We start from the raw sequence: 26,259 nt of genomic DNA, 5'->3' as shown, positions 1-26,259 counted from the left end.
GACATGCGCATTTTCACATTCAGCGCCAAAGAAGATTCTCCCCCTCGGTCGTCAATCTAGAGAGGGGGATGAACTCAACTTGAGGGGGAGTTAGAGGGGGAGGGTGTTTCAAAATCGACGAATACACGGCAGCCTATCAGCTATTGAAAGCACTGCGATTGAGCCTGATATGAATGGAACGCACATACGTTCCAATTGAAAGGTTTAGCGTTCTAAAACTCACAACGTATAAGCGTTATTCGATTCCAGCCACTCTTTTACCGCTCGGTTAAAAGTGACTAACTTCTGCGGTGTTACTCTTCTTTGAGCATAGATAAGGCTTAGCTTTTGGGCTTTTATCGACCATTCTGGGAATACGTGAATAAGCTCACCTTGTTTGAGCTGCTCTTCAACTTGATAGAACGGCAAGCTGGCGACACCTATCCCTTGCATCGCTAACTCCAAAATTGAACTGTAGGTATTCGAGCTAACGCTTCCGGTTACTTCAACATGGTAGGTTTGCTCGCCATTGACCAACTCCAACTGATTCCAACGTTCATTTTGACTGTTAAGAATGAAGCTACATTTGTGGATGTCTTTGGTGGTGGCGATTGGGTAAGTTGATGCGTAATCCGCACTGCAAACGAGAACATTGCGGATGTGCCCGAGATCGTTGGCAATCACATCATTAGGCAGTTCATCGTAGGCTCGGAAAGCAATGTCAAAGTCGCCAGACTCTATCTTCTTTTTCATCGGCCCAAAGTCGAGAATCAAATCCACTTTTGGATACTCTTGCTTGAAAGTAGGGATGATATGACGACAAAGCGCACGCCCAAACTCTATCGGGGCGGTAATTTTCAAATCGCCTGCCACTTCCTGCGTCATGTCTAAGACACGCATTTCCGCTTCGATTGCTAATAGTTGAATTTGCTTCGCTTTCGAATACAACTCTTCACCCACTTCCGTGAGGCTGATAGAACGAGTCGTTCTGTGAAACAGCTTAGAATTCAATGTTTCTTCGAGTCGTTGTACATGCCGAGACACCAAACCTTTTGACACATCCAATACTTCAGCGGCCTTGGTGAAGCTTTGCTCTTCGGCGACAGTCAAGAAGGTCTGCATATAAATCAAATTCATCATTAACACCATTTAATAAACAGTGAAGTCATTTTGTACTGTTTTTCTCACTCCATCAAGCAACTAAGATTCAAAACGTAAACAGAAAGGAGAAGAACAATGAACAAATTACTACTTATTACCGCTGCAATGGCTGCCTCTATGAATGTTTCAGCTGCCTCTGTTGTAGAAAGCAACCCAACATTGGTTGGAGACTCATTCGGCTTTGTTGAAGGCCCTACATGGGATGTGGAACATCAACGTTTCTTGTTTAGCGATATTCCAAATAACACAACCTATTCTTACGACCTTAACGGCAAGTTGAGCGTTTTTGATGACAATTCTGGCTATGCCAATGGTCTCGATATTGATGCCAAAGGCAACCTGTGGGCTGCCCGCCATGATAGAAAGCTGTCGTACCGTCAGGGCAACGGAGAGAAAGTGATTGTCGCTGCAACGTATAACGGCAAGCTGCTTAATAGCCCGAACGATTTAACCGTTAATAGCGATGGAAGCGTGTGGTTTACCGATCCTCCGTTTGGTATCCAAGGTTACGGCCCAGCAAAGGCAGAACCAGAGCAAGCGGTTAATGGCGTTTATCGTTACCTAAATGGTGATCTAAAGTTGATCACTGGAGAGTTCAAGTTACCAAACGGCATCGCTTTTTCTTCTGATGAATCTTCGTTATACGTTGCCGACACATCTGATGGCTGGGTATACCGATTTGATGTTGATGGACAGTCACTCAGCAATAAGACGCAATTTGCTCAAGTGAAAGCGGAGTCTGGCTCTGAACCTATGGTTGATGGCGTTGCTGTTGATGCCGATGACAACCTCTTTGTTGCAGCGCATGGTGGCGTGGGTGTGTTCGATAAAGACGGTAAGCAAATAGACTTCATTGCTATCGATGCGGGCCATATCAGCAATCTAGAAATTGGCGGGAAACAGCAAGATTTACTGATGGTAACGGCATACAACAAAGTGTTGGTGTTCAAGCTTAAGTAATACCTTACACAAACGAAAATAAAAAGGGACGGGTAGAAATACCGGTCCCTTTTCTCATTTGAATAGGTCGAAAGTGGGTTAGCTCGATGCGCAGTAATGATGCTGCCGACGATTAAGGCTTAGGCTGATTAGCTTCTATATCAAGGGCCGTCTGGTTTGGCCTACTGAAATACTTCTTCCATTTTATTGGCATCATAGGAATGACGATCAGGCTAATACCGACAAGGGTCAACATGTCTGGAATCTCGTCAAACCACATCACGCCAAATAGGGTCACAAACACCAACCCCGAATATTCTGCGAGAGCAATTTGGTTTGCTGGCGCTTTTTTATAAGCGACCACCACAAGGGCATGGTACCCCAGAACGAATAGGTTGATTGCCATAATCCACCCAACATGACGCCATTCAATCGCCGCCCATGCAGGCAGAGCAAGAGCCAACGCCAGCGGTAGAGTCATCACACTGGTCCAAAATAGTGTCGAGATAATGTGTTGTTCTGCGTGAAGACGTTTAATCAAAATATTGCCGACACCCATCGCGAGCGCACTGCCTAAGCCCGCAATAGCGGCCCAGTGAAATTGCTCTGGACGCAACACGATTAACACACCCACGAAGCCAATCAGTGTCGCGACCACTTTTGATGATGTCGGCTTCTCTTTCAGTAAAACAATAGAAAGCGGGAGCATAAGAATGGGCCCAACATAGAACATCGCATTTGCGGTCGCCAAGGTGAGGTGTGTGATGGCAATCATTGCGCAGCCACTACCTACTAGGATGAATTGAGCCCGTAAGAAGTTGATGCGACAGCCACCTTGCATGCGCGTCTCTCTGGGTAGCTTTAGCCAAAAAGGAAGCAGCAACATCACGCTCAATAGCTGGCGGATAAACACATATTGGAACGTGGGCACTTCGCCATTCAGTACTTTTAGTGAAACGTCTGAAAAGGAGGCGAGCAGGTTGGCGAATACTAAGAGCAAAATCGCGTGGTTGGTGGCTTTGGTCATACAGAAACAGCACTACATATTTGTCATACAATTATGGGCGCACATAATACATGAGAATCGAAAATATGTAAGAACAAAAACCAAGTAAGAACAATGTCGTTCGATGCTTAGTGATATGGGGGCGAGATCTGCTATTACGACCTGAGCTCAGTAGGTGAGTGCCCAGTCCAATTCGGTATTTATCGAATAATCGAATGAATATGCAACAATATCAGCGCACTGGAGATCATCGCTGCTTGAACCTACTTGGCAGAGAGACACTGTCGGGTAGGATCTCGCAGCTCAATAATGGTATTGCCTGTGTCTTTTCGTTTGAAAGCAGAGTCATTAACTTGAGCATTGCTGAAGTCAGTGCGAAACAAGTCGGCACGCAGTAAATCGACGTTGAGCATTTGGGCGTAACTCATGTTGGCGTTACGTAGGTCAGCATCGCGGAAGCTCGTATTGTTGAGGTTCGTGTGGCTGAAATTGGCATAGGTGATGTCAGCCTCATTCATGTTCGCACCCGATAAATCGGCGCCACTAAAATCAGTACGTATCAGGTTGGCGCAACGAAGGTCAACATCTTGAAGCGCTAGATTACTTAGATCGGTATTACCTAATTGTGCTCGTTCGCCGCCTTGGTTTTCCAACCACAATTTATGCTGATCTAAAATAGAATCGAGTTGTTGTCAGAGTTTGTTGGTCGAAAGCGAGATCAGTTTTAGGCGATTCAAAGAAAAGCAAACAACCAAGTTAGTCATCTCGGTTATTTGCTTTAGATTTGTTGCTTTTATGGTGAATGGACGAGCGCTTTTCGAGGTTAAAGCGTGTTTTTGTACACCTTGCCGTCTTTCATGATCAGTTTTTGTGTCTCTGTGTTCGCCACACATGCAACACTTTCCAGTGGGTTGCCATCGATGATCAATAGGTCGGCATACGCGCCTTCAACGATCTGACCTAACTTGCCTTCTTGGTATGGGTGTTGGTAGGTCGACATTTCGAACAAGCGACCACAGTTTGATGTCGCCATGCGAAGCGCGGTGATGGTATTGAATACTTGCTCAATCGCACCAAGTTCATTCAATTGTGTCGCGTGAACGTTGGTTTCACCTACACAGTCAGTGCCAAAAGCGATGTTCTGGATGTCGTATTTCTTAATCAGTTCTGCTGACTTGAACATCGCTTTGCCTACGCGTTCTGTCTTGCGGTATGTCTCTTCATTTGGCAGCGGGATCTTACGCTCTGCAATCAATGAAGAGGTAAAGTAAGAAGGAATCACCCAAATGCCTTTCTCTTTAATGATTTCGGCAATGTCGTCGTCCATGATGGTCGCGTGTTCGAAAGACATCACGCCCGCTTCAGCTGCTCGGCGCATCGCATCAGAGGTGTGGATGTGCGCAGCGACATAAGTGCCGTAATCTGAAGCGGCCTCAACTGCGGCTTTCATCTCGTCTGATGTAAATTGCAATGTGTCTAGCGGGTCGAAGGTTGAAGATGCGCCACCGCCAGCCATGATCTTGATTTGTGATGCGCCCATGAATAGCTGTTCACGCACCGCTTTCAATACTTCTGAACGCCCATCGGCCACTTTCATTGAGCCTTGCTTCATCATTGGTGAGTCTTCATGGCCGTTTGCTAAACGCTCTTGTGCTTGGTTTTGACGGTAATCGGAGTGACCACAGGTTTGTGAGATAGCCGCCATTGAAGGAAGAATGCGTGGGCCAGTCGCATAGCCCTTGTCGATACTGTTTTTAAGGCCAAGCGTATTGCCCGCCACGTCGCGAATGGTAGTAAAGCCGCGCATTAACATCTCTTCTGAAATCTTTGCTGAGCGAATCGCCACTTCTTCACGAGTCATCGTATCAATGACATTAAAAGAGGCAGAGAGCGTGATATGAACGTGCGCATCAATCAGGCCTGGCATGACTGTGCCACCTTGAGCATCAATGATTTCATCCGCTAACGTTGCATCAACCTCGCCAATTTGAGTAATCAAGTTGTCTTCAATAAGAAGTGATACGTTCTCGATTAGGTTGTTATCAACACCGTTAAATACGTTCGCGTTAGTGATTAGCTTTTTCATAGTCTGCACCTTTTGGAAATGAGTGTGTGTCGCTGATGGGGTCATCATATGGGGCGCAGCATTTGAAGAATGGCCATTTGGTGACAAGCAATGACGAGACTTATCTTTTGGTGCTTTTCAATATTTCTAAGTTTTTCCTACTCGAACGTTAAGGTGTATTTCAAATCGTCGTCACCTTGTGTTGAGAGTCAATTTACCGAACTGTAACTGGATCTAAAACGGAAGGCTTAATGAAAATACTGAATGAGTTCATCCACTTATAGGTCGAACGTTAAATTGACAATATCTTATAAAATGTTAAATCGGTGTCAGTATTTAGGGGCTCTGACATTGGTCTGAAATTTAAGTTCGTTCTATGAGGCAACATCCTTACATCAAGAAAAATATATGCTTAAGGATTAACTCATGAAAAAACAAAATATCTCGGCAGTCGCCCTTCTAGCACTGATTATTACGGGTTGTGGTGGAGAGAGTTCATCAGGAGGTGACAGCACAACGTCTAATAACGCTAATGTTCCAAGTAATCCAAGTAATCCAAGTAATACCGGCTCATCATCTACCTCTCAGCAGCCTGACATTAAAGCTCTTAGCAACAATATGATTTTTGCGATCGAAGGTTTTATCGAAGAAACGGATCCAATCAGAAATTTCTCATCTATTACCGTCAAAAATGAGCTGCCTGCGTTCAAGAGTGGAGATACTCAGGAGGTTGATGTGACTATCGCTGTACCAACAATCGTTATCGATAATGGCAGCAACTTTGTTAACGATTGGCACTGTTACGAAACCACAGGATTAAGCGCGCAAAGGAAGGATCATCAGTTACTTGTGGACGGTACAATTTCTGAATATCGATACGATATGCAAAGTAACTCTTGTTCTAGTGAGCTCTTGGGATCGTATGTGTTTAACGATGCGGTGTTCGACAGTTCGTTGGAATTTAAAACCGTTGGCAGCGTAGTTTCCAAAGATGGGAGCGGCACAGAGTCTAATTTACCTACTTACGATTTTATCGCTCAAGCTTATGGAGAGCAGTCAAAAGAGCGGTTTGGTGATTCGTGGGAATTATTACAGCGCGACAAAATTAACGCAGCAGCTAAGGAGGTTGGGGCCTCGATCTTTGAGTTGAACACTTCATCTGGAAAGATCGATTTGGATCTAGGTCAGCTTAATAGCGACACTCTCATCGATTTCGCTTCACTAGATACAAATCAATTATTGAATGGTGCGATTTGGGGGATGCCCGGTCAAGGCGTTGCCGATGAAAAATGGTGCCGAATTGTGAATATTCCAGAAGATCTAAGTCAGAACAGTATCAAGTACCAATCTGTTATCTCGACAAATTGTGCGAGGTCGACACAACGTTATTGTGATGCCTTTGGTTCATCGTTTTCGAGTGGTAACTACCCACCAGCAGCTCCTATCGCTTGGGACAATAATACGGCGAGTAATGCCCAGTTGAACTCAGATGAGCAGTACCGAAGAGATGCTCAAGGTCACTTTGTTGTGAACAGTTCTGGTCAGAATGCGTTTGTCCTCTCATCCAATTCGGTTGTGATTCCTATTTTCGGTTACACCAGTCCACGAAGTGATGGGCAAATTAACAATGCCGGTCTTAATAGTTGGGCTGGTCACGAAGGTCACTGCCAAAACGTGATGAATAGCCGACACACAAAGATGGGGATTGGATACAAAGCCAGTAAGTCAGATGCATCGAAGATGTCTTATTGGACGCAAGATTTCAATTAACACACTCATTGCTTAAATAAATGTCATCCATTTAGCGTCGCTATTCTTTCTTTAGTTGGTAGTGGCAGGTTACTTGGTAGTAGCAGATCACTCGAGAGTGCCATTTTACTTTACAGTGATACGTGGGCGATCAGGATTATTGAAGGTGGAGGGGCGAAGACACTATGACGATTCATTTGTGTTGTGAATGATTTTGAGTAGTGTCATGAAATGGTAAGTTTTGCTTCGATTCGAACGCTAAGATGTATTTCAAATCAAGGCTACTTATCAAATTAGAGAGAGACAGAATGATTAAATCAGACAAAGTTTACGGGTTCAACACACCACAACGTCTATTCGTAGGTTACACGTTAGCCGTGCTGGTGGACTTGGTCGTACTTAACTTCTTCGATGAGTACTGGGACTTCGTCAACATTGAGTCTTTCACTATCTCTTTGATTGCGGCGTTGTTGTTGAAGCTCTCTATTGGTTTAGAGCACAAGATTGCCGAGCACTTCAAAAGCAAGCCGGGCACCGCGCCTAAGGTTTACCGAGCAATCACCACTTATATCATCTTGGTGGGCTCAAAATTCGTGATGCTAGAAGCGATTAACCTTCTGTTCGGAGATAAGGTGAGTTTTACAGGCCCTTGGGGCGGTGTTGTCGCGTTCTTCGCGGTGGTATTTACGATTCTGGTTGCTGAAGTGATTGTATCGAAGATCTACTTTGCTCTGGATGACAAACAAGATTCAAATGTGAAAGCGCTTAAAGAGACCAACGCGTAACACAACATAAAATACCTATGTGAATAACAGACGAGCCAGCTGAATAAGCTGGCTCGTTTTCGTTTGAGTTGCGATAACCAATTCGATACGCTAATTGGCTCTATTTTTCGTAAACCACATCCCCGCGTAACACCGTCATCAACACCTGAGTCTTAGCGATTTGTCTTGCTGACACTGTGGTGATGTCGCGTTCGAGAATGGCGAAGTCAGCGGATTTCCCCACCTCAATAGAACCTGTTACGTCTTCAATTCCAAGACTTTTGGCGGCATTGAGTGTGTAAGCATCAATCGCGGTATAAATATCGGTTAGGCCGGTTTTGCCCATGATTAAGCTGTTCGCGATGCCGACCAAAGGGTTGATGTCGTGTACATTCCAATCACTGCTTAAGGTGATATTCGCGTCGGTCTTGAGTATCGCGTCGAGGTTCATCATGGCTTTGGCACGGCGAGCACCAAGAAAAGCTTCGGCCCATTGGTGTTGATGCCTTGCAACGTAATCAGAGCCGACTTGGAAATCTGCGGTTACGTCTAATTGGCGAAAGCGTGGCACATCTTCATCATTGATTAATTCGACATGGGTTAGGGTGTAGGGTTTGGTTGAGCCTTGTTTGCGAATACTTTCTATTGCATCAAGAGATTCACGAACCGCTCCATCACCAATGGCATGAATGTGGGCGCTAAACCCTATTTTTTCGAGCGCAGTTAGCCACTCTTTCATTTGTTCCGGCGGAATATAGTTCAAGCCATTAGGAGACTGGGGAAGATAAGTATCTAAGTAGGGCGCGAGTGTTTTGGCGGTGCCATTGATAAAGATGCCATCGCTGTACATTTTCACCTGATCGACAAGTAACAGACGGCTTTTATCGTCGGAATACATCTTTTCAAAGACTTCTAATTGAGAAGGCATTGCCATTGATGGGTACACCCAAGGGCGTAGCGAGACACGCGCCGTTAAGTCTTGATTTTGCTCGGCCTCTAGCCAAACGTCATACCAACCTCGTTTCCAATACATGCGACCGTCACCAATGGTGGTGATGCCGTGGGCTGCCGCTTCCTCAAGTCCGAACATTAACCCTTGGTAGCTTTGCTCAAACAGTTCGCTTTGGCTGTTCCAAGCGATCTCCATCACTTGATCGCCAGCATTGTCTAGCAAGATGCCATTGAGCTTGCCGCTATTAGGATCTTTTAAATAAGCGCCACCTTGTGGATCCGGAGATTGTTGGCTGATTCGGGCGATTTTTAGTGCTTTGGAGTTGACCCACATTGAGTGTGATGTCTGCTCCATGATCACCACAGGGCGATCCGGGAAGATACTGTCGATGATCTCTAGTGGCGTGTAGTCAGAGTCGCTATCGAGCGTCGCTTCTAAAGAAAAACCATAACCCATTAGCCAACCTCTGCCATCGGTATCAGCATTGATCTTACACGCTTCTAAGTAGGGAATTTGCTCTTCTAACGTTGCTTCAGAGTCGAGTTCACAATTGCCACCCAGCTCTGAGGCGGCTTCAAACACATGGTTATGGTTGTCAATGAACCCCGGCAAGACAAAGGCATTGTCTAGATCAATGACATCAGTGCTTTGCCCTTGAAAAGTTTGCGCCTGTGATTGGTTACCGATAAAGATGATCTTGCCTTTGTGGGTAACGATCGAGTCTGACTCGCGATGCCCATATATATATCTGCATTGGTAAAAATTTGGTCAGCACTTTGGCTTTTAACAGTTGTTTGCGCTTGAACTGCTGTTTGTGTTTGAACAATAGTGTTGGCTTGTGCAAGCACCGGCGCTACGGCCGATAAGCTTGCGAGTAATGCTATCCATGCAGTGCGTGACAGAGTGAGCTTGTTATTCATTATTATGTCTTCCATGTTCCACTGTTTAGTAAGTATAGAAAGCGAGTGGCCAGAATCATATCGTGAATTTTTAATAATAAAGTGTCCTTGGTTGCTCTCTTGTTTGAATGTAATTCCAGTGCCTTTTGAGGTGGTTGTGGGAATACAGCTCGTCAATAAAGGATTGCGAATCCATTCGCAGACTAAACAATTCACATAAGGTTCTGAATAAATTACAGTTAAGTGAGCTATAAAAATGGATTTAACGTATTACCAAGGATGTAAGTTTATGTTTTCAAGAGACTTACTCGCATTACTAATAAAAACAAGTCGAGGTTAGGATGAAAAAAATATTATTGCTGCTTAGCGTGATCTTATTGGGTGGTTGTGTTGGCATGCCCGAAACGGTAAAGCCTGTTCAACAGTTTGAGTTGGAACGATACCTAGGGAAATGGTACGAAGTGGCTCGTTTGGATCACTCGTTTGAGCGTGGCTTAGACAACATCAGCGCTGAATACAGCTTTCGTGATGATGGCGGCGTGAAGGTGATTAACCGTGGTTATTCGGCGGAAGAAGGTGAGTGGAACGAAGCGGAAGGAAAAGCGTACTTCGTTGAGGGCTCTGAACAAGGCTATTTGAAAGTGTCTTTCTTTGGCCCTTTCTACGGCGCTTATGTGGTGTTTGAATTGGACAAAGAGGGATACCAGTACGCGTTTGTTTCTGGCCCTGACACCGATTACTTATGGCTGCTTTCAAGAACACCAGAAGTTGCGCCAGAGGTGATGGAGAAGTTCAAAAGCATGTCTAAAGAGCGTGGCTTCAACACTGACAAGTTGATTTTTGTAGAGCACACAAAATAACGATTTCTGGCTTCTATTTGTCTTTACCTAACTTTACGTATTTACCCTATAAAACGTAATGATATTAGGCGAAAATAGCATCAAGTTTAGAGACATAAAGTGGTCATTATGAGTAATTCGTTATCGAAAAAGACTGTTGTTTTCCATTGGCTTACCGGTATTTTGTTCCTTGTCGTGTTTGTGATTGGACTTCAATTTGAAGGCATGACGCGAGGCCCCGAAAAAGGTGAGTTGATGGGGCTACACAAATCGTTGGGTTTGATTGTTTTAGTTGTCGCACTTTCACGCTTGGTATTGCGTTTTAAAGAGGGCGCAATTGAGAGTGTTGCCGTATTGACGAGAGCACAAGAAATCGCAGCGAAAAGTGTTCACCACTTCTTATTGTTGGTGACGTTGGCGATGCCAATTTCTGGTGCTGTGATGAGTGTTGCTGGTGGGCGTGCATTAGACGTGTTCGGTTTCGAGCTTATCGCTGCTGGTGAAAAAACCGAATGGTTACAGTCTGCGGCTTCTTTTGTTCATGTCAATTCAGTGAACCTGATTATGGTGGCACTTGCTCTGCATGTATTAGGCGCATTGAAGCATCAGTTTGTCGATAAAGATGGCACGCTAAGTCGTATGCTTGGTCGCTCATAGCCTGACGTTAAAGTTAACGATTTAATACGAAAACACTCGGCATATACCGAGTGTTTTTTTGTTTGTGCTATCTGAACTCATTGGTTAAGCTTGCTTGCGAACCTGCAACACGCTCAGTATTGATAGAAACAGGAAGAACGCAGGATCACTCCAGCCAAAGCCAACAAAGATTCCTGTAAACGCTGCATACAGTGTGATGATGGCACCCAGCATATTGGTCACAACCAAACCTTGGATGAGCTTTTTGGCACTGACTCCGGGCTCAATGTCTCGCAATAACCAACTTATCGCGGCAATACCACCAAGGAAGATACTGGTGTGCTGAGAGAGAAAATAAGCGTACTTATCATTAATTTCTACGCCGTACATAGGCCACATGACCGTTGGTAGGAAAAACAACGCCAAAGCAAACCCTGCGTAAATGATGCCGTGTAGGCTTAAAAACGTTTTATTGTTCATTTGTTATCTCTCTATCTCGTGCCTTTCGCTAATTCTTTATTCATTCCAATCGCTTTGTTTTCATTCAGCGAATTAACTAGTCGTTGATTGGGCCTTTGTTAATGGTAGTTAAAGGCTGGTTCACGTCGAAAATTACACCACGTACTTCGTCGACACCCATCTGTTTAAGGCGAGCGCTATGCATCGCTAGGTACGTCTCTGCACTGAGTTGGTCTTCAAAAAGATAGACACCACCGCCCAGTTTTTCAGCTTCGTTTTCTGTCCAGATTTTCCAGATCATACCCGGTTCGTTGTTAATAGATTTTGCTAGGTCAACTAGCGCGCTCGACATCTCTTCACCAAATGGGCCTGAAAATTCAAAATCGACTTGTAATAATTTCATGGTTATTTCTCCAAACAGTTACTTGGTATTGCGCTGAGACTCATGGTCATTTCGCAAAACGTAGGGGGCTTGATTGCCTGTTGGAATAGATATTACCTGTAAAAAACAGACAGAAAAGTTCATAATATAGTTATTAACTATCAGGATTTTAGACCGATGAGATTGAAAACCACCCTCGACCAATGGCAAACCCTTTACGAGATTGACCGCGCAGGCAGCATTCAGGCGGCGGCAGTGCAATTGAACAAGAGCCACACCACGCTGATTTATGCGCTGAGAAAATTGGAGGACCAATTAGGCGTGACTTTAGTGCAGGTTGAAGGTCGTAGGGCGGTATTGTCGGAGGATGGGAAATCACTGTTGCGCCGTGCAAGCAGTATGTTGGAACAAGCTCGCGAGCTAGAGTTGATCAGTGAACAGCTAGCGAAAGGTGTTGAGTCTGAAATTGTGGTTGCTGTTGATCACTTGTGCTGCCTTGAACGCCTTTATCAACCGATGGCTACATTTTTGACGGAGAACAGCACCACATCGATTCAAGTGATGGAAACGTCATTGTCTAAAACAACGGAAATGGTGACTCAAGAACTGGCTGATGTGGCTATCATCAACTTGCCTATTACTAATTACTCAGCCGAAACCTTTGGTTTTACGATGATGGAGCCTGTCGTTGCTAGCTCACACCCGTTAGCAAGTGCCGTTTCAGTGTCGTTGAATCAACTGTCGTCTTTGCCACAAATTGTGGTGCGAGATTTAGGTGCTCAAGCTATTCAAGGCAGTAAAAAGCAAGGGAACAAAAAGGATGTAGGCTGGTTGAAGTCGAGTCAGCGTATTACGGTGGATAATTTCGACCATGCGTTTGGCGCGGTAGAGCAGGGAGTCGGGTATTGTCGACTACCAAAGCACATTGTGGAAAGTCGAGGTAGCGACAAGCTAATGGTGTTGAATGTCGAAAATGGCAGTGGGTATCACGTTCCGCTGCACCTGACTTTACCAAAAGGAGCCAAGACAGGCCCTGCTGCTAAACGTTTCTATGAGTTACTTCTTGAGTCAGCTTCAAATGCGAGCTAACGGTTAAATATTCTAAGATTAACGAGGCTGGTTGCCGTTCAAGAATAGCGCGACACATTCGCGAGTGTAGTGAAGCCTTTCTTCTTCGGATTCTCCGCTTTCGTGACCGAAGAATGACCAATACGCCGATTTGCCGTGAAACATCAGCAACAGTTGGCGTGCTGCAATGACTGGTGAGCTTGATGTCGACAGTGTGAGATCACCAGAGTCTATTTTCGACTGCAAATAATCAGCAAGTAATTTGGTGGTTTTCTGAGGCCCAGTTTCTAAATAGATAGAGGCGATCTCTGGGTGCGTGTTGGATTGGCTCACAGCATTTTGAAAGGTCTGTCTGGACTGCTCATCAAGTAACAAATCTTGAAACTTCACACCAAATTTCACCAACTCATCACCCACCGCAGCATCCATATCAAAGGCAGCAGGACTGAGTTCTCGCTCCGCACACTTGGTTTGCATGCAGGTTTCGAAAAGTTCGTCTTTGTTTTTAAAGTGAGAGTAGACCGTTTGCTTGGAAACGTTCGCTGCTTTGGCTATTTGATCCATATTGATCTTGAAGCCATGTTCAGAGAAAAGTTGGCTGGCTGCGGTTAAGATCTGCGATCTCTTCTGTTCACTCTTGATGATTTTTGTCACGTGCTTGCTTCTCGTTACTTGGTGTTGGGTCGTTACCTAGCTTGTCTCTTTGCTTAGTGCCTATTGATACTCCGCTATAGGTGTCTCATTTGGCGCTAAGCATTATGCTTTTTGTGATGGTTTTATCAAACACTAACTATGAAACTTATTTTTAACATAATCAAACTAGACAGTCTAGTTTGGTTTGGTTAGTCTAAAAAAAGAACATAATTGAGTACCGCATAGGAACAGGAAGTATGTATAAATTGATGAAGGGAAGCGCAGTAGCAGTGGCGTTGTCGACTCTTCTTGTCGGGTGTGGTGAAAATACACAAGCCGAGACAGCATCCGATGCAGATAATGCTGCAGTGGAATCGAGTAGTGCAGCGTCGACAGTCTTAACAGTAGAAACTGTCGCTTTGGAACGCTCTCCATCGTATGCGGTACAGCGTGAATATGTCGGTGTGGTTAAGGCGGGTCAGCAGGCCAATTTAGGTTTCGAGTTGGCCGGAAAAGTAAATGCGATTTTAGTGGATGTCGGTGACACAGTCACAACAGGTCAGCCGTTGATCCGATTGGATACCCAACTTTTGGAAACCGAGTCTAGCCAACTGAAAGCGCAGGCTGAAGAAGTCAAAGCTCAATTGAGTTTGGTGGCAGCGAACCTTAAACGTCAACGTTCATTGAAAGCGAAAGGCTTCAGTGCCGAAGCGGAGATTGATTCTCTCACCAGTGAGCAACGCGTATTGCAGGCGAACTTGTTGCGCATCGATGCATCGGTAAAAGGCAATGAACTGAAATTGGTGAAGTCGACAGTGCTTGCGCCTTATTCTGGAACCATCGCGACGCGCTTTGTTTCGCTCGGAGATGTGGTGAATGTGGGTAATCCAACTCTTACACTGCTCGCTTCTGAGGGCAAAGAGGCCTTCATCGGTATTCCTGCTCACCAAATGCAAAAAGTCACCTCACTTTCTTCGCCTAACATCCGAGTTGGGAGAACAGATTATGCCGTGGAGCTATTGAATCCCGGCGCAATGGTCGACACCCAATCTCGCAGTGTCGGTTTGCGTTACCTATTCCCTGAACAATCATCGGTATTGGAAGGGCAACTTGCCTACCTTAAATTTGATGAGCAGATTGATGACTCAGGTTACTGGGTGCCATTAACGGGTTTGATTGATGGATTGCGCGGTGTGTGGAACATCTTTGTGATTGGTGAAGACAATAAGGTTGAACGTAGAAGTGTTCAGGTGTTGTTTGCCAACAATCAACAAGCGTATGTGAGTGGGGCGATTGAAGACGGTGAACAGGTCATCGCCAGTGGTTTACATCGCTTAGTTCCGGGCCAAATCGTGAAACCAGTCAGTGCGGCTGAGTAGGTAATAGTATGAAAATAATAGAGACTATTTCCAACACTCGACTGCTTATCTTGATGACCGCGCTGCTGATGGTGAGTGGTATTTCGGCGTTCATGACGTTGCCACGTGCAGAAGACCCAGTAATCATCAACCGTTACGCGAACATCACAACCAGCTTCCCCGGCGCCAGTGCCGAGCGTGTTGAAACCTTGGTTACTGAGGTAATCGAGAACAAGCTGCGTGAGCTGAGTGAAGTTAAATTGGTGAGTTCAACCTCTAGGCCGAGCGTATCGATTGTCACGCTAGAACTTAATGACACCATCACCGAGCCAGAACCCGTCTGGTCCCAAGCTCGCGACAAGTTATCTGATATCGAATCCATTTTGCCTGCGGGTGCTCAATCGCCTGATCTCGATAGCGACCATACTTATGCTTTCACGACCATCGCATCTCTAACTTGGTCTGGTGCAGGCGAGCCTGATAGGTTAACGCTGGGCCGTTATGCCAAAGAGCTCGCCAAGCGACTAAGAACTTTGTCGGGTACTGAATTCGTTGATGAATACGGGATGCCGCAAGAAGAGATTCAAATCAGTTTACGTACGGCCGATGCCGCTGCTCTAGGGCGCTCAAGTGCCAATATTGCTGAGTCGCTCGAAGGGGCAGACGCCAAGAACTCCGCCGGCGAGTTAGTGAGTGCTTATTCTCGCTTTGGCTTAGAAATTAAATCTGAACTCGATTCTATTGAACGTATTAAGCAAGTGCCAATAGCCACTGATAGCAATGGTCACATCATCCGTATGGAAGACATTGCTTCTGTGAAACGTGGTGAGAAAACCCCACAAGACCAGATTGCCATTATTGATGGTGAGCCGGGTGTGATTGTCGCGGCAAGAATGCATCCTGATCTGCGAGTCGACAACTGGACGTCGCGAGCTAATGCTCTGATTGGTAAATTTGAGCAAGAGTTACCAAGTAACGTTAAGGTGACGGTGCTCTTTAATCAGCAAGGTTATACCGAAACTCGCTTAGACGATTTAGGCAAAAGCTTGATGATCGGTTTCGGTCTGATTTTGATTGTGTTGTTTGTCACTTTAGGCGTGCGTGCCGCGATCTTAGTCGCCATTTCTCTGCCGTTAACCTCATTATTGACCCTGTCGATCATGAAAATGACCGGTGTGCCGATTAACCAAATGTCGGTGACAGGCCTAATTGTGGCGCTCGGGATCATGGTTGATAACGCGGTGGTGATGGTCGATACCATTCAAGCTTATCGTTTGAAAGGACAACAGCGAGCTGAAGCGACCATGAATGCATTGAAGCATTTATGGGTGCCGTTATTAGGCTCAACCTTAACTACCGTGTTGGCGTTTGCCCCGATTATCTTGATGCCGGGAGCATCGGGTGAATTTGTCGGTGGTATTGCGATTACCGTTTCTTTCTCATTGATCGGCTCTTACATTATCTCGCACACCTTAATCGCAGGTTTAGCGACCAAGCTACTGCCGAAACAACTCAGTGATGTCGACAAGAAAGGGCAGCACCATTGGTACATGACGGGTTTGAGAATTCCTGCTTTGACGCGCTGGTTCTCATCTTCTGTTCGCTTTGGCGTCACGCATCCAATCATCACGATTGCTTTGGTGTTGTTGGTTCCGTTTACTGGTTACTGGAGTATGTCTCAGCTGACTGAGCAATTCTTCCCGCCATCAGACCGAGATATGTTTGAGATTCAGGTGTACATGCCGCCGCAAGCAAGCATTTATGCGACGAAGAATACCTCTGAGAAAATAGACGATATCATTCATCGTTACCTTGAAGTGGAGCGCATTGATTGGCTCGTGGGCGCTAACTTCCCATCCTTCTATTACAACCTGCAAGCAAGGCAAAATAATGCGCCATACTTCTCGCAAGCGATGGTGAAAACAGAGAACTTTGACCAAGCCAATGCGCTAATTCCACAGTTGCAAAAGGTGTTGGATGAAGAGGTGCCGGAAGCACAAATCTTGGTACGTAAGCTTAACCAAGGGCCTCCATTTACCGCGCCCGTTGAACTGCGTGTCTATGGTGAAAACCTCGATACGTTGAAAGCGATTGGTGAGGATGTGCGATTGATTTTGGCGGGTGTTCCTCATGTGACGCACACAAGGGAAACCCTGCAACCAGGTACTCCGAAGGTGTGGTTGAAGGTTGATGAAGACACCGCAAAGCTGAATGGTATTTCATTGAACCAGTTCGCAGGTATGCTGCAAACTACTCTGACAGGTCGTGAAAGTGGCTCTGTGATTGAAGGCAGTGAGTCGGTACCAATCCGTGTTCGTGTGGCAGATGAGGCGCGTGAAAACTTGGTTCACTTAAGCAATATTCGTCTGCCAATCAGTTCTGATGTCTACTCAACAGGGATCAATGTTTCGACGCTGGCAGAACTGGAATTGACGACCAGTCGCGGTGCGATTACTCGTCGTAACGGGCAGCGTGTGAATACCATCGAGGGTTACATTGAAGCGGGTGTCTTACCTCAAACCGTACTTAATGAATTCCAAAAACGCTTAGCAAGCTATGAGATGCCATCGGGTTACACCATTGGTTTTGGTGGCGAATCAGCGGAGCGAGACAATTCAGTCAACAGCCTCATCTCGAATGTCGCAGTCGTGGTGGTATTGATGGTGCTGGTGGTGGTGATGTCATTCAACTCGTTCCGAATGAGCAGCATCATCTTCATGGTAGCAGGGTTGGCTGGTGGACTAGGGCTGTTGTCGGTATGGATCTTCGGTTATCCGTTCGGCTTTACGGTGATTATCGCGATGCTTGGGATTGCGGGCTTAGCGATTAACGCGGCCATTGTGATTTTGACCGAATTGAAACTCGATAAAGAGGCTTCCTCCGGGAATGTAGATGCAGTCGTTGAAGCTGTGATGTCGTGTACTCGCCATATCAGCTCAACCACGATAACGACTGTTGGCGGCTTTATGCCATTGATCATCGCTGGCGGTGGTTTCTGGCCTCCGTTCGCGGTCGCGATTGTTGGCGGAACGGTATTAACCACGCTTATCTCGTTCTACTTTGTACCTGTGGTTTATCATTTGATGACTCGAAATCAGAGAAAATCCATGACTACTCAAGCGGCATAACTGTTTTTCAATTTAACGTCTCTTCAATTTGGCTACTCTTTAATTGCCCATAATCGAGCCGTATCTGGCTCGATTATGGTGTGGTTATTCTCGATAAATTCATCCCAATTCCTACCTTTTTGTTGTGCTTTTCACCGCTATTACACTCTCAATTCGTCACATTAGTGCATCGATGAATGCTTGATTATCTTGTTGGTGAATGAGTGGGTGTTTTGAATAATCTAACCAGTGAATACCTTGTAAATGGTATGTGAATTCACAATTTTGACGGGCGTCACACTTCTATTCATTCGCTCTTTCTAATGTACCTTGAACTTGCCCCGAGCTGTGGTGACGATCGAGTGTTTATCTACTTTTTCTAAATCCCTTGTCAGTACTGGCTCCATCTGTGTAGCACGCTATTGATGTGTGTCTTAATCGCTTACTGCTTCTTAGTTTTCGTCTTCATAAATGGAAGGTTAGTTTCCAAGTTTGTTTGGTGAGCTTTCAATTTCAACTCTTCATAATGCGCCAAATGTAACAATGTATTTCAAAGTGTAACAATTAAGTCATGTTTTCTGTGTGGTTTTAACCCAGCAGTAACGAACCTTATTGCATTGCTTTTTGAGATGCGGCGTTTCACATGCTCAACACATAAATATTCTAATGATCATGACAACCAGTACTTAGGCATTCGTTCTGAGGCTGGATAACCATCGAGAAAGTTAATGGAAGCTTCAAGATATAAACGCATTTTATCGAGGACAAGTTTGTCGAAGATTGGTTTGCTGGGAACCATTCTGATGCTCGAAGGATGTAACTCCGCATTGCTCGACCCAAAAGGTAGCGTTGGCGTTCAGGAAAAAGAGCTGATTATCACGGCTCTGTTGCTGATGTTGATTGTCGTCATCCCAGTGATTCTGATGACCATCTACTTTGCTTACCGATACCGCGAGAGCAATACCACGGAAGAGTATGCACCTGACTGGGCACACTCAACCAAGATTGAAGTGGTGGTATGGACGATTCCAATCATCATCATCGCGATTCTAGCCACCATCACTTGGCGAACAACACACGAATTAGAGCCATCAAAGCCTCTGGAAAGTGATGTGCAACCTATGGTGATCGAAGTGGTCTCTCTGGACTGGAAGTGGCTGTTCATCTATCCGGAGCAAAACATTGCGACGGTTAACTATGTTGCGTTCCCGAAAGATGTTCCGGTGACGTTTAAGCTGACTTCAGACAACATCATGAACGCATTCTTTATCCCGCGTCTTGGTTCGCAGATCTACGCGATGCCGGGAATGGTGACCAAGTTGAATTTGATTGCAAACCACGAAGGTGACTTCAAAGGCTTTGCATCGAACTACAGTGGCAAAGGGTTCTCACAGATGAAATTCACTGCATCAGCCATGCCTGATCAAGTGGCATTTCTAAACTGGGTGGAAAAAGTGAAAGCAAGCCCTGATCGCATTGAAGATTGGGAGCAGTTCCGTTCATTGGCTGCGCCAAGTGTGGCTGAACCCGTCACTCTGTTCTCCAGTATCCCACCATTTTTATTCACCGATGTCGTGACCCAGCACCCTGGTTCAATGAACTGTTTGCCGGAAACCCAAGGATAATCGTCATGTTTGGAAGATTAACTCTAGACTCAATTCCCTACCACGAGCCCATTATTTTGGTCACGTTAACCATGATCGCTTTAGTGGGCAGTTTAGTGGTGTACGCGGTAACCAAAGCCGGTAAGTGGCAATACCTTTGGAATGAATGGTTTACGTCGGTAGACCACAAAAAATTGGGCTTCATGTACATTGCTGTTGCGATGGTGATGTTAGTTCGTGGCTTTGCTGATGCGGTCATGATGCGTAGCCAGCAATTGCTTTCTGCAGCCGGTGAAACGGGCTATTTGCCGCCACATCACTACGACCAGATCTTCACGGCTCACGGCGTGATCATGATTTTCTTCGTAGCGATGCCTTTGGTTATCGGTTTGATGAACATCATCGTGCCGTTGCAAATCGGTGCTCGTGATGTTGCATTCCCTTATCTGAATAACTTGAGCTTCTGGCTATTTGTGGTGGGTATTATCCTAACCAACATGTCGCTTGGCTTAGGTGAGTTTGGCCGTACGGGTTGGTTGGCGTATCCGCCGCTGTCTGGTATTGAGGCGAGCCCGGGAGTCGGGGTCGATTATTGGATATGGGCGCTGCAAATATCCGGAGTGGGTACTACGCTAACGGGTGTGAACTTCTTTGCGACCATTTTGCGCATGCGTACTCCCTCTATGCCAATGATGAAGATGCCAGTATTCACTTGGGCATCTCTGTGTGCCAACATCCTGATCATCATCTCTTTCCCAATCCTAACGGTAACCATCGCGCTTCTGACGTTGGATAGATACATCGGCACGCACTTCTTCACCAACGACCTTGGTGGCAACGTGATGATGTATGTGAACTTGATTTGGGCATGGGGACACCCTGAGGTGTACATCCTAATCTTGCCTATCTTCGGTGTGTTCTCTGAAGTGACTGCAACCTTCTCTCGCAAAAAACTGTTTGGTTATACCTCACTGGTATGGGCGACGGTGGCTATCACTATTTTAGCGTTTGTGGTTTGGCTGCATCACTTCTTTACCATGGGTTCAGGCGCCAATGTGAATGCCTTCTTTGGCATCGCAACCATGATTATCTCTATCCCGACCGGGGTTAAGATCTTCAACTGGCTGTTCACCATGTACAAAGGTCGTATCCGTTTCACAACACCTATGTTGTGGACAGTTGGCTTCCTTATCACCTTCACCGTTGGTGGTATGACGGGCGTGTTAATGGCAGTACCGGGTGCAGACTTCATTCTGCATAACTCAGTATTCCTGATTGCGCATTTCCACAACGTAATCATCGGTGGCGTAGTGTTCGGTTGTTTCGCTGCGATTGGTTACTGGTTCCCGAAAGCGACCGGTTTCACTCTGAACGAGCTTTGGGGCAAACGCGCGTTCTACTGCTGGATCATCGGCTTCTTGATGGCGTTCTTGCCGCTTTACGCTCTAGGTTTTATGGGCATGACGCGTCGTTTGAGCCAAGACATTAACCCTGAGTTCTTCCCACTATTGGCGGTTGCGGCTGCAGGTACGGGCGTGATTGCGATGGGTGTGGTGTGTCAGTTCGTTCAGATTTACGTGAGTGTTCGTGACCGCGACCAAAACCGAGATCTAACGGGTGACCCTTGGGGCGGACGTACATTCGAATGGGCGACATCGTCACCACCACCGTTCTATAACTTTGCAAAATTGCCTAAGGGCGATGAGATCGATTCGTTCTGGTATCAAAAGCAAAGTGGTGAGTTTGATCCAACTCAGGAAGAAGAATACGAACGTATTCACATGCCGAAGAACACACCGACAGGCATTTATGTGTCTGCATGGGCGTTGGCATTTGGCTTCGCAATGATCTGGTACATCTGGTGGCTAGCGGCTGCAAGCTTAGTAGGCATCGTGGTGACGTGTATTCAACACAGCTACAACGACGATGTGGACTACTACGTGGAAGTTGAAGAGATCAAAGCGATTGAAGCGGCTCGACGTGCACAGCTTGCAGAAGCGAAGAAACAGTCAGTGAAAGGCGACCATTCTGGTCGTGGTAACAGCGCTGACACTGATAACAACGACAAAAAAGATGACTTGGAGACGACGTATGCAAGCTAATACTCCGTCACACACTTATGATCTTGCACACTCGCATGATCATCACCACGAAGCTGCGGGGAATAAGTTGTTTGGCTTCTGGGTTTACTTGATGAGTGACTGTGTCCTGTTTGCCACGCTTTTCGCGACGTATGCTGTGCTTGAGAGTGGATCAATTGCAGGGCCGACAGGTAAAGACATCTTTGAACTGCCGTTCGTGTTTGTCGAAACCATGATGCTGCTGTTCAGTAGCATCACCTTTGGTTTTGGCATGATTGCAATGAAGCGCAAAGACGTGACCGGACTGAAGCGATGGATCAAAGTGACTTTCGTATTGGGCTTAGCCTTTATCTGTATGGAAGTGTATGAGTTCCACCACTTGATTGCAGAAGGTTATGGTCCTCAAGAGAGTGCGTTCCTTTCAGCGTTCTTTACCTTGGTTGGTACACACGGTTTGCACGTAACGTTCGGTCTTATCTGGATGGCGGTGGCGTATCACCAACTTTCAACCAAAGGCTTGAACGACAACATGTCGATGCGTTTCCAGTGCTTAAGTTTGTTCTGGCATTTCCTTGATATCGTTTGGATTTGTGTATTTACCATCGTGTACTTAATGGGGGTGATGTAATGGAACAGCATCTAGACAGCGGTGCAACGGATTACGTGAAAGGCTTTATTGCTTCACTAATTCTCACCATTATTCCGTTCTACATTGTGTGGGCACATGCGCTACCAAGTACGGAAACTTACGTGATCTTGTTCGGCTGTGCGCTGGTGCAAATCTTTGTCCACTTTAAGTACTTCTTGCACATGGAAGCGAAATCTCCCGATGGGCGTTGGAACTTGGTGTCATTGATGTTTACCGCCATTGTTGTATTGATTCTTATCGCTGGCTCGGTATGGATCATCTACAACATGAACGTCAACATGAAGTTGTAGGCTAGGTATGCTGAAAAGATATCTGTCTATCACCAAACCGGGCATCATTTTCGGCAACCTGATTTCTGTTGCGGCGGGGTTCTTCCTCGCCGCAAAAACAGAACCAGCCAATGCGATGTTGTTACTGACAACATTAGCGGGTGTGGGACTTGTGATTGCATCAGGTTGTGTGGTGAATAACATCTTTGATCGAGACATCGACCAAAAGATGAAGCGCACACAAAATCGAGAATTGGTTCAGGGCAACATCAATACGGACGTCGCGTTCGTTTATGCCTTGGTTTTACTGCTCTCAGGCACAGCGCTTCTGTTTCAGTTCGCTAATCCGATCTCTGCGGTCATGGTGTTGCTTGGCTATGTGTTTTACGTCTTTTTCTACACCATGTGGTACAAGCGTACATCGGTGTACGGCACTTTAGTCGGCAGTATTTCGGGCGCAGTTCCGCCATTGGTGGGTTACTTGGCGGTGACTAATTACATCAGCCTTGAAGCGGTATTGTTGTTTGTGATGTTCTGTTTATGGCAAATGCCACACTCGTACGCGATCGCGATGTTCCGGATACAAGATTATCGAGATGCAGGCATTCCCGTGTTACCGGTGAAAGAGGGCGTCGACAAAGCACATCAGCACATGAAAGCCTATGTGGTGGCGTTTGGCGCAGTCTCATTGGCGCTGTTCCTACTCGGAGACGCAGGTTATGAATACCTAGCTGTGTCGGCGGCAGTCTGTTTTATGTGGACTAAAGTGACGTTTCGTAAGGTTGATTGCCTCAACTACCTCCAGTGGTCAAAGACCGTCTTCAAGGTCTCTCTGCTGGTGGTAATGAGCATCAGTGGTGTGCTGGGGCTGGAGTTGATTCCGTTGCCTACGCTTTTTTGACTTAAGTTTGTCGTTGAACCCTCAATGTTCTGAAGTCCGAGGGTTTGACGACTTTTTATCTGTCCCGCTTTAAGCTATTACCCTTCAAAAATATCACTAAGCCAATCTTCAAGCTGCTCTCGTTTGTCTTGAGGGCCATTGATTACCACTAATCCATTCAGTGTCGCTTGATCCCAAGAGATCGTTCCGTTCGCTAATGCATCGAACACGTCGAGCTCTGTAATAAGCAATAAATCGTTCTCTGTCGGCAAAGTGTCTCTTCCTGAAATGTTCACGCCTTTTTCAATGCTGATTTGGCTGTAGTGACCTTTAATCGCTTCAAATAAGTTGAATTCAATCTTACTCGGATGCGCCTTTGCGAGTGCTGACTTTATCGAAAACAGTTTGAAATGATCCGGTTTATCTAGGTTTCCGAACTCGTCATCTTGCCTTGCTGTGATGACATTGCCAAATACCTCCAGTGAACCGGGCTCTGTCACTAAACTAAATCCGGTTTCTTGGTGTAATCCGCAAGCTAATACCAGAGAAGAACTGAGTGAAAGCAAAAGAACAAAACGTTTTAGCATGTGTGAACCTTAAAAGAAGCAGGGCAGTTTCCTTACTCCAACAATAGACCTAGATCGTTGAGTTAAGGTTGCGAACTGTACCAATAAATAAACGATAAAGGGACCACAATGGGTCCCTAAGTTATCGACTCGCCATCCTTAGCAGCCTTTGATTATTAGCGAACGATGAGCATGATCTCTTCTGGAGTCATTGGCTTATCGAAGTAGCTCATGAATTGACCGAAGCCTTTGATGTCGCCATTCGAGAACTTGAATGCACCAGACTGTAGGTTAGTACCAATCACTTGTTGAGCGTTTGGACCCGCAATCAATATTTGGTTCAGTACGGCACGAGTAGTGTCGATTTGAACGTCTGCACCTTTCACTGCTTCTTCGTGTAACTGAGCAATACCGTTACGGATTTCGATAGTGAATGCTTCGTTCGTATCAGAGAAGTTGTACGTTAGCATCATGTTTACGTCTAACGAGTTTTCTGCGATAAGCGTTGAGGTCATCATGTCGAAGATCTGCTTGCTTGGTAGTGCAGTAAGAACGTCAACAGAAGCGAAGCTGATCATATTAGAGAAGTCACGCTTGTTCTCAAGTTCAGCAGCAGCGTTAAGTGCCCAGTTACGCCAGTTGATGTTCACTTGGTCAGCAGCCCATGCTTTGTAAGCTTGTGCTTTCATTTCGCGAGCTTCCATATCTTGCTTGTTTACCGTGATCGGGTAAGAAAGAATTTCTGCTGCAAATGTGTAATTTTCTGCCTTAATTGCTGCTTGTGCAGTCGTAAGGATGTTGTCACGACCGCCCATGACCTCTACGAAGGCTTTAGCGCGTTGCTCGTAAGCCATTGGCTCTAGCTGCCATGGGTCACCTTCGAAGAAACCGTTGTAACCTACGTAAATCTGACGCACGGCGTGTGCAACAGTGCCGTAGTGCTCACCTAACCACGGGTGTTCTGCAAGGTGCTTCGGAAGTTTAACGACTTCAACTAGCTCATCTGGCGTCATACCTTTGTTCATGTAACGGATAGTTTGGTCATGCGTGTATTGAATCGCATCACGGTAAGCCGTTAATACGTCAGATACCGCTTCTTTGCCTTCAACAGGACGACCGTGAGAGTTAATCATGATCTCAGTATCAAACTTACGCATTACGTCGATGCCTTTGAACCACATTGATGGGTCACGGAATTTAGTACCACGGATGGTGTGAAGGTTAGGGAAGTTCTCACCTTGAAGTACTTCAGCCGCGTGCAGGATTTTCTGGTCTGGGAAGTAAACCACTAACTCATCTTTAGTTTCAGATGGCACGTTCTCGATGTGCATTTTCACGCCAGAAATTTCGATTTCGATGTGGCTTTGGCTTGGTACAAGCAGGTTTGGTTCGATGAACGAGATAGCACCTTGCATGAAGCGTGGACCAAGGCCGTCGTTTACTGTGCCGTGCTCGCCTTCTTCTACGTGCTTAGCACCTGTGTAAGAAGTACGGTGACCAAATAGAGTACCTAGGTTTGAAGACCAGTTAGCCACTGCAGCGGTTAGGCCTTCTTCAGCGATGATTTTTACTTCACCTGATGCCACTTCTTCGTCAGTCACCCACGCACGCACACCAGAGATGTGGTCGATGTGGTTGTGAGAATAAATGATTGCTTTAACCGGCTTGTCGGTGATTTGACGGAATTGCTCTTTAACCGATTGAGCCATTTCTACCGACTCGCCTGGATCAACAATGATGATGCCGTCCGTACCTTCAATCATGACGGGTGTATCTAGACCGAAACCGTAACCAAGATATACGTTGTCATCTACTTTGATGATTGCTTGGTCCATTTTACGACCATGCTTGGTGAGGATTGGGTGAACATGGTCAGACTCAGCAGTGTAAGCTAGAGAATCGCCTGTTTTAGAAACAACTTGAATACGTTCGCCTTTTCCCCAGAACATGTTTGATTTGTGTTCGAATAGAACCTCGCTCTTGTAGCGAGCATCAAGATCAATGTTTTGGTATTGCGCAGCATTTGCCGTCTGAAGTTCTTGGCCGACTTTCGATGTCGCTTCTACAGTTGGCGTTGCAGATGCAAAACCAGAAGCAAGTAGAGTGCTCGCAATAGCAACAGGAAGCGCCATTTTTTTGAATGTATTAGTCATGGTAGTGACCTTATATTTGGATACAGGAATTGGATTTCTTGAGCCAAATGATAGAGGTGGG

At 45.9% G+C, this 26,259-nt stretch carries 22 protein-coding genes and 1 pseudogene; 13 read left to right on the top strand and 10 right to left on the bottom strand.

Annotated features, from left to right (window positions below; all coding sequences use genetic code 11):
* Positions 1–219: 219 nt before the first annotated feature.
* The gene (locus tag AB4249_RS03130; protein ID WP_136982261.1) at positions 220–1,116 is read right to left on the bottom strand and encodes a LysR family transcriptional regulator; all 897 of its coding nucleotides are present in this window, start codon (positions 1,114–1,116) and stop codon (positions 220–222) included.
* A 99-nt stretch (positions 1,117–1,215) separates the two neighbouring features.
* Here AB4249_RS03130 and AB4249_RS03125 point away from each other — a divergent pair, with 99 nt between their 5' ends.
* Complete coding sequence (locus AB4249_RS03125; protein WP_065584373.1) at positions 1,216–2,100, top strand: SMP-30/gluconolactonase/LRE family protein; 885 nt, start codon at positions 1,216–1,218, stop codon at positions 2,098–2,100.
* A 112-nt stretch (positions 2,101–2,212) separates the two neighbouring features.
* Here AB4249_RS03125 and AB4249_RS03120 read toward each other — a convergent pair whose 3' ends face one another.
* The 3 genes from AB4249_RS03120 to AB4249_RS03110 form a co-directional block, all read right to left on the bottom strand.
* A complete protein-coding gene (locus AB4249_RS03120) occupies positions 2,213–3,106 on the bottom strand; it encodes a DMT family transporter (RefSeq protein ID WP_102332974.1) in 894 nt (297 codons plus the stop codon).
* Between the two features lie 242 nt (positions 3,107–3,348).
* Positions 3,349–3,744 carry a pentapeptide repeat-containing protein gene (locus tag AB4249_RS03115; RefSeq protein WP_372102307.1) on the bottom strand — a complete coding sequence of 132 codons (396 nt, stop codon included), beginning with the start codon at positions 3,742–3,744 and terminating at the stop codon, positions 3,349–3,351.
* 164 nt (positions 3,745–3,908) lie between these two features.
* Positions 3,909–5,171 carry an amidohydrolase family protein gene (locus AB4249_RS03110; RefSeq protein WP_372102306.1) on the bottom strand — a complete coding sequence of 421 codons (1,263 nt, stop codon included), beginning with the start codon at positions 5,169–5,171 and terminating at the stop codon, positions 3,909–3,911.
* Positions 5,172–5,576: 405 nt separating this feature from the next.
* Between AB4249_RS03110 and AB4249_RS03105 the strand changes: the two genes are divergently transcribed.
* Together AB4249_RS03105 and AB4249_RS03100 are read left to right on the top strand one after the other, a co-directional pair.
* Positions 5,577–6,920 (top strand): CAP domain-containing protein, encoded by a 1,344-nt coding sequence (locus AB4249_RS03105; RefSeq protein WP_229648056.1) that lies wholly within the window; start codon positions 5,577–5,579, stop codon positions 6,918–6,920.
* 287 nt (positions 6,921–7,207) lie between these two features.
* Positions 7,208–7,684: a hypothetical protein gene (locus AB4249_RS03100; protein WP_065584369.1), complete on the top strand. Its 477-nt coding sequence runs from the start codon at positions 7,208–7,210 to the stop codon at positions 7,682–7,684.
* 100 nt (positions 7,685–7,784) lie between these two features.
* Here the strand turns inward: AB4249_RS03100 and AB4249_RS03095 are convergent.
* Positions 7,785–9,535, bottom strand: a pseudogene (locus AB4249_RS03095) (amidohydrolase).
* 320 nt (positions 9,536–9,855) lie between these two features.
* On the opposite strand from AB4249_RS03095, the gene AB4249_RS03090 reads away from it, so the two are divergent.
* Positions 9,856–10,374 (top strand): lipocalin family protein, encoded by a 519-nt coding sequence (locus AB4249_RS03090; RefSeq protein WP_372102305.1) that lies wholly within the window; start codon positions 9,856–9,858, stop codon positions 10,372–10,374.
* Between the two features lie 108 nt (positions 10,375–10,482).
* Positions 10,483–11,010, top strand: a complete 528-nt coding sequence (locus AB4249_RS03085) for a cytochrome b (protein WP_372102304.1) — start codon at positions 10,483–10,485, stop codon at positions 11,008–11,010.
* A gap of 84 nt (positions 11,011–11,094) precedes the next feature.
* Here AB4249_RS03085 and AB4249_RS03080 read toward each other — a convergent pair whose 3' ends face one another.
* Entirely contained in the window at positions 11,095–11,469 is a 375-nt protein-coding gene (locus AB4249_RS03080; protein ID WP_229648059.1) for a hypothetical protein, read from the bottom strand.
* A 76-nt stretch (positions 11,470–11,545) separates the two neighbouring features.
* Positions 11,546–11,851, bottom strand: coding sequence for a monooxygenase (locus AB4249_RS03075; RefSeq protein WP_102429136.1), 306 nt, complete (start codon positions 11,849–11,851; stop codon positions 11,546–11,548).
* Between the two features lie 156 nt (positions 11,852–12,007).
* Here AB4249_RS03075 and AB4249_RS03070 point away from each other — a divergent pair, with 156 nt between their 5' ends.
* The gene (locus AB4249_RS03070) at positions 12,008–12,919 is read left to right on the top strand and encodes a LysR family transcriptional regulator (protein WP_372102303.1); all 912 of its coding nucleotides are present in this window, start codon (positions 12,008–12,010) and stop codon (positions 12,917–12,919) included.
* Positions 12,920–12,937: 18 nt separating this feature from the next.
* On the opposite strand, the gene AB4249_RS03065 is transcribed toward AB4249_RS03070, so the two are convergent.
* Positions 12,938–13,552: a TetR/AcrR family transcriptional regulator gene (locus AB4249_RS03065; RefSeq protein ID WP_372102302.1), complete on the bottom strand. Its 615-nt coding sequence runs from the start codon at positions 13,550–13,552 to the stop codon at positions 12,938–12,940.
* Between the two features lie 236 nt (positions 13,553–13,788).
* On the opposite strand from AB4249_RS03065, the gene AB4249_RS03060 reads away from it, so the two are divergent.
* The 7 genes from AB4249_RS03060 to cyoE all read left to right on the top strand — a co-directional run bounded on the left by AB4249_RS03060 (position 13,789) and on the right by cyoE (position 23,500).
* The gene (locus AB4249_RS03060; protein WP_372102301.1) at positions 13,789–14,910 is read left to right on the top strand and encodes an efflux RND transporter periplasmic adaptor subunit; all 1,122 of its coding nucleotides are present in this window, start codon (positions 13,789–13,791) and stop codon (positions 14,908–14,910) included.
* Positions 14,911–14,918: 8 nt separating this feature from the next.
* Entirely contained in the window at positions 14,919–18,017 is a 3,099-nt protein-coding gene (locus AB4249_RS03055) for an efflux RND transporter permease subunit (protein WP_372102300.1), read from the top strand.
* A 707-nt stretch (positions 18,018–18,724) separates the two neighbouring features.
* A complete protein-coding gene (gene cyoA, locus AB4249_RS03050) occupies positions 18,725–19,621 on the top strand; it encodes a ubiquinol oxidase subunit II (RefSeq protein WP_372102299.1) in 897 nt (298 codons plus the stop codon).
* 5 nt (positions 19,622–19,626) lie between these two features.
* The gene (cyoB, locus tag AB4249_RS03045) at positions 19,627–21,702 is read left to right on the top strand and encodes a cytochrome o ubiquinol oxidase subunit I (protein WP_017066634.1); all 2,076 of its coding nucleotides are present in this window, start codon (positions 19,627–19,629) and stop codon (positions 21,700–21,702) included.
* Positions 21,674–22,309, top strand: a complete 636-nt coding sequence (gene cyoC / locus AB4249_RS03040) for a cytochrome o ubiquinol oxidase subunit III (protein ID WP_080967339.1) — start codon at positions 21,674–21,676, stop codon at positions 22,307–22,309. Before cyoB ends, cyoC begins: the two co-directional genes overlap by 29 nt.
* Positions 22,309–22,620, top strand: coding sequence for a cytochrome o ubiquinol oxidase subunit IV (gene cyoD, locus AB4249_RS03035; protein WP_017066633.1), 312 nt, complete (start codon positions 22,309–22,311; stop codon positions 22,618–22,620). Before cyoC ends, cyoD begins: the two co-directional genes overlap by 1 nt.
* A 7-nt stretch (positions 22,621–22,627) precedes the next feature.
* Positions 22,628–23,500 (top strand): heme o synthase, encoded by an 873-nt coding sequence (gene cyoE / locus AB4249_RS03030; RefSeq protein ID WP_372102298.1) that lies wholly within the window; start codon positions 22,628–22,630, stop codon positions 23,498–23,500.
* Positions 23,501–23,577: 77 nt separating this feature from the next.
* Here the strand turns inward: cyoE and AB4249_RS03025 are convergent, their stop codons facing one another.
* On the bottom strand, positions 23,578–24,066 hold the full coding sequence (locus AB4249_RS03025) for a hypothetical protein (protein WP_017060200.1): 489 nt from the start codon (positions 24,064–24,066) through the stop codon (positions 23,578–23,580).
* A 155-nt stretch (positions 24,067–24,221) separates the two neighbouring features.
* The gene (locus tag AB4249_RS03020; protein WP_372102297.1) at positions 24,222–26,198 is read right to left on the bottom strand and encodes an alkyl sulfatase dimerization domain-containing protein; all 1,977 of its coding nucleotides are present in this window, start codon (positions 26,196–26,198) and stop codon (positions 24,222–24,224) included.
* Positions 26,199–26,259 lie beyond the last annotated feature (61 nt).

The sequence above is a fragment of the Vibrio sp. 10N.261.55.F4 genome (assembly GCF_041470465.1).
In the GTDB taxonomy this organism is placed as follows: domain Bacteria; phylum Pseudomonadota; class Gammaproteobacteria; order Enterobacterales; family Vibrionaceae; genus Vibrio; species Vibrio crassostreae_C.
Note: the sequence above shows the minus strand (reverse complement) of the source record. Positions and strands in the feature narration are given on the sequence as shown.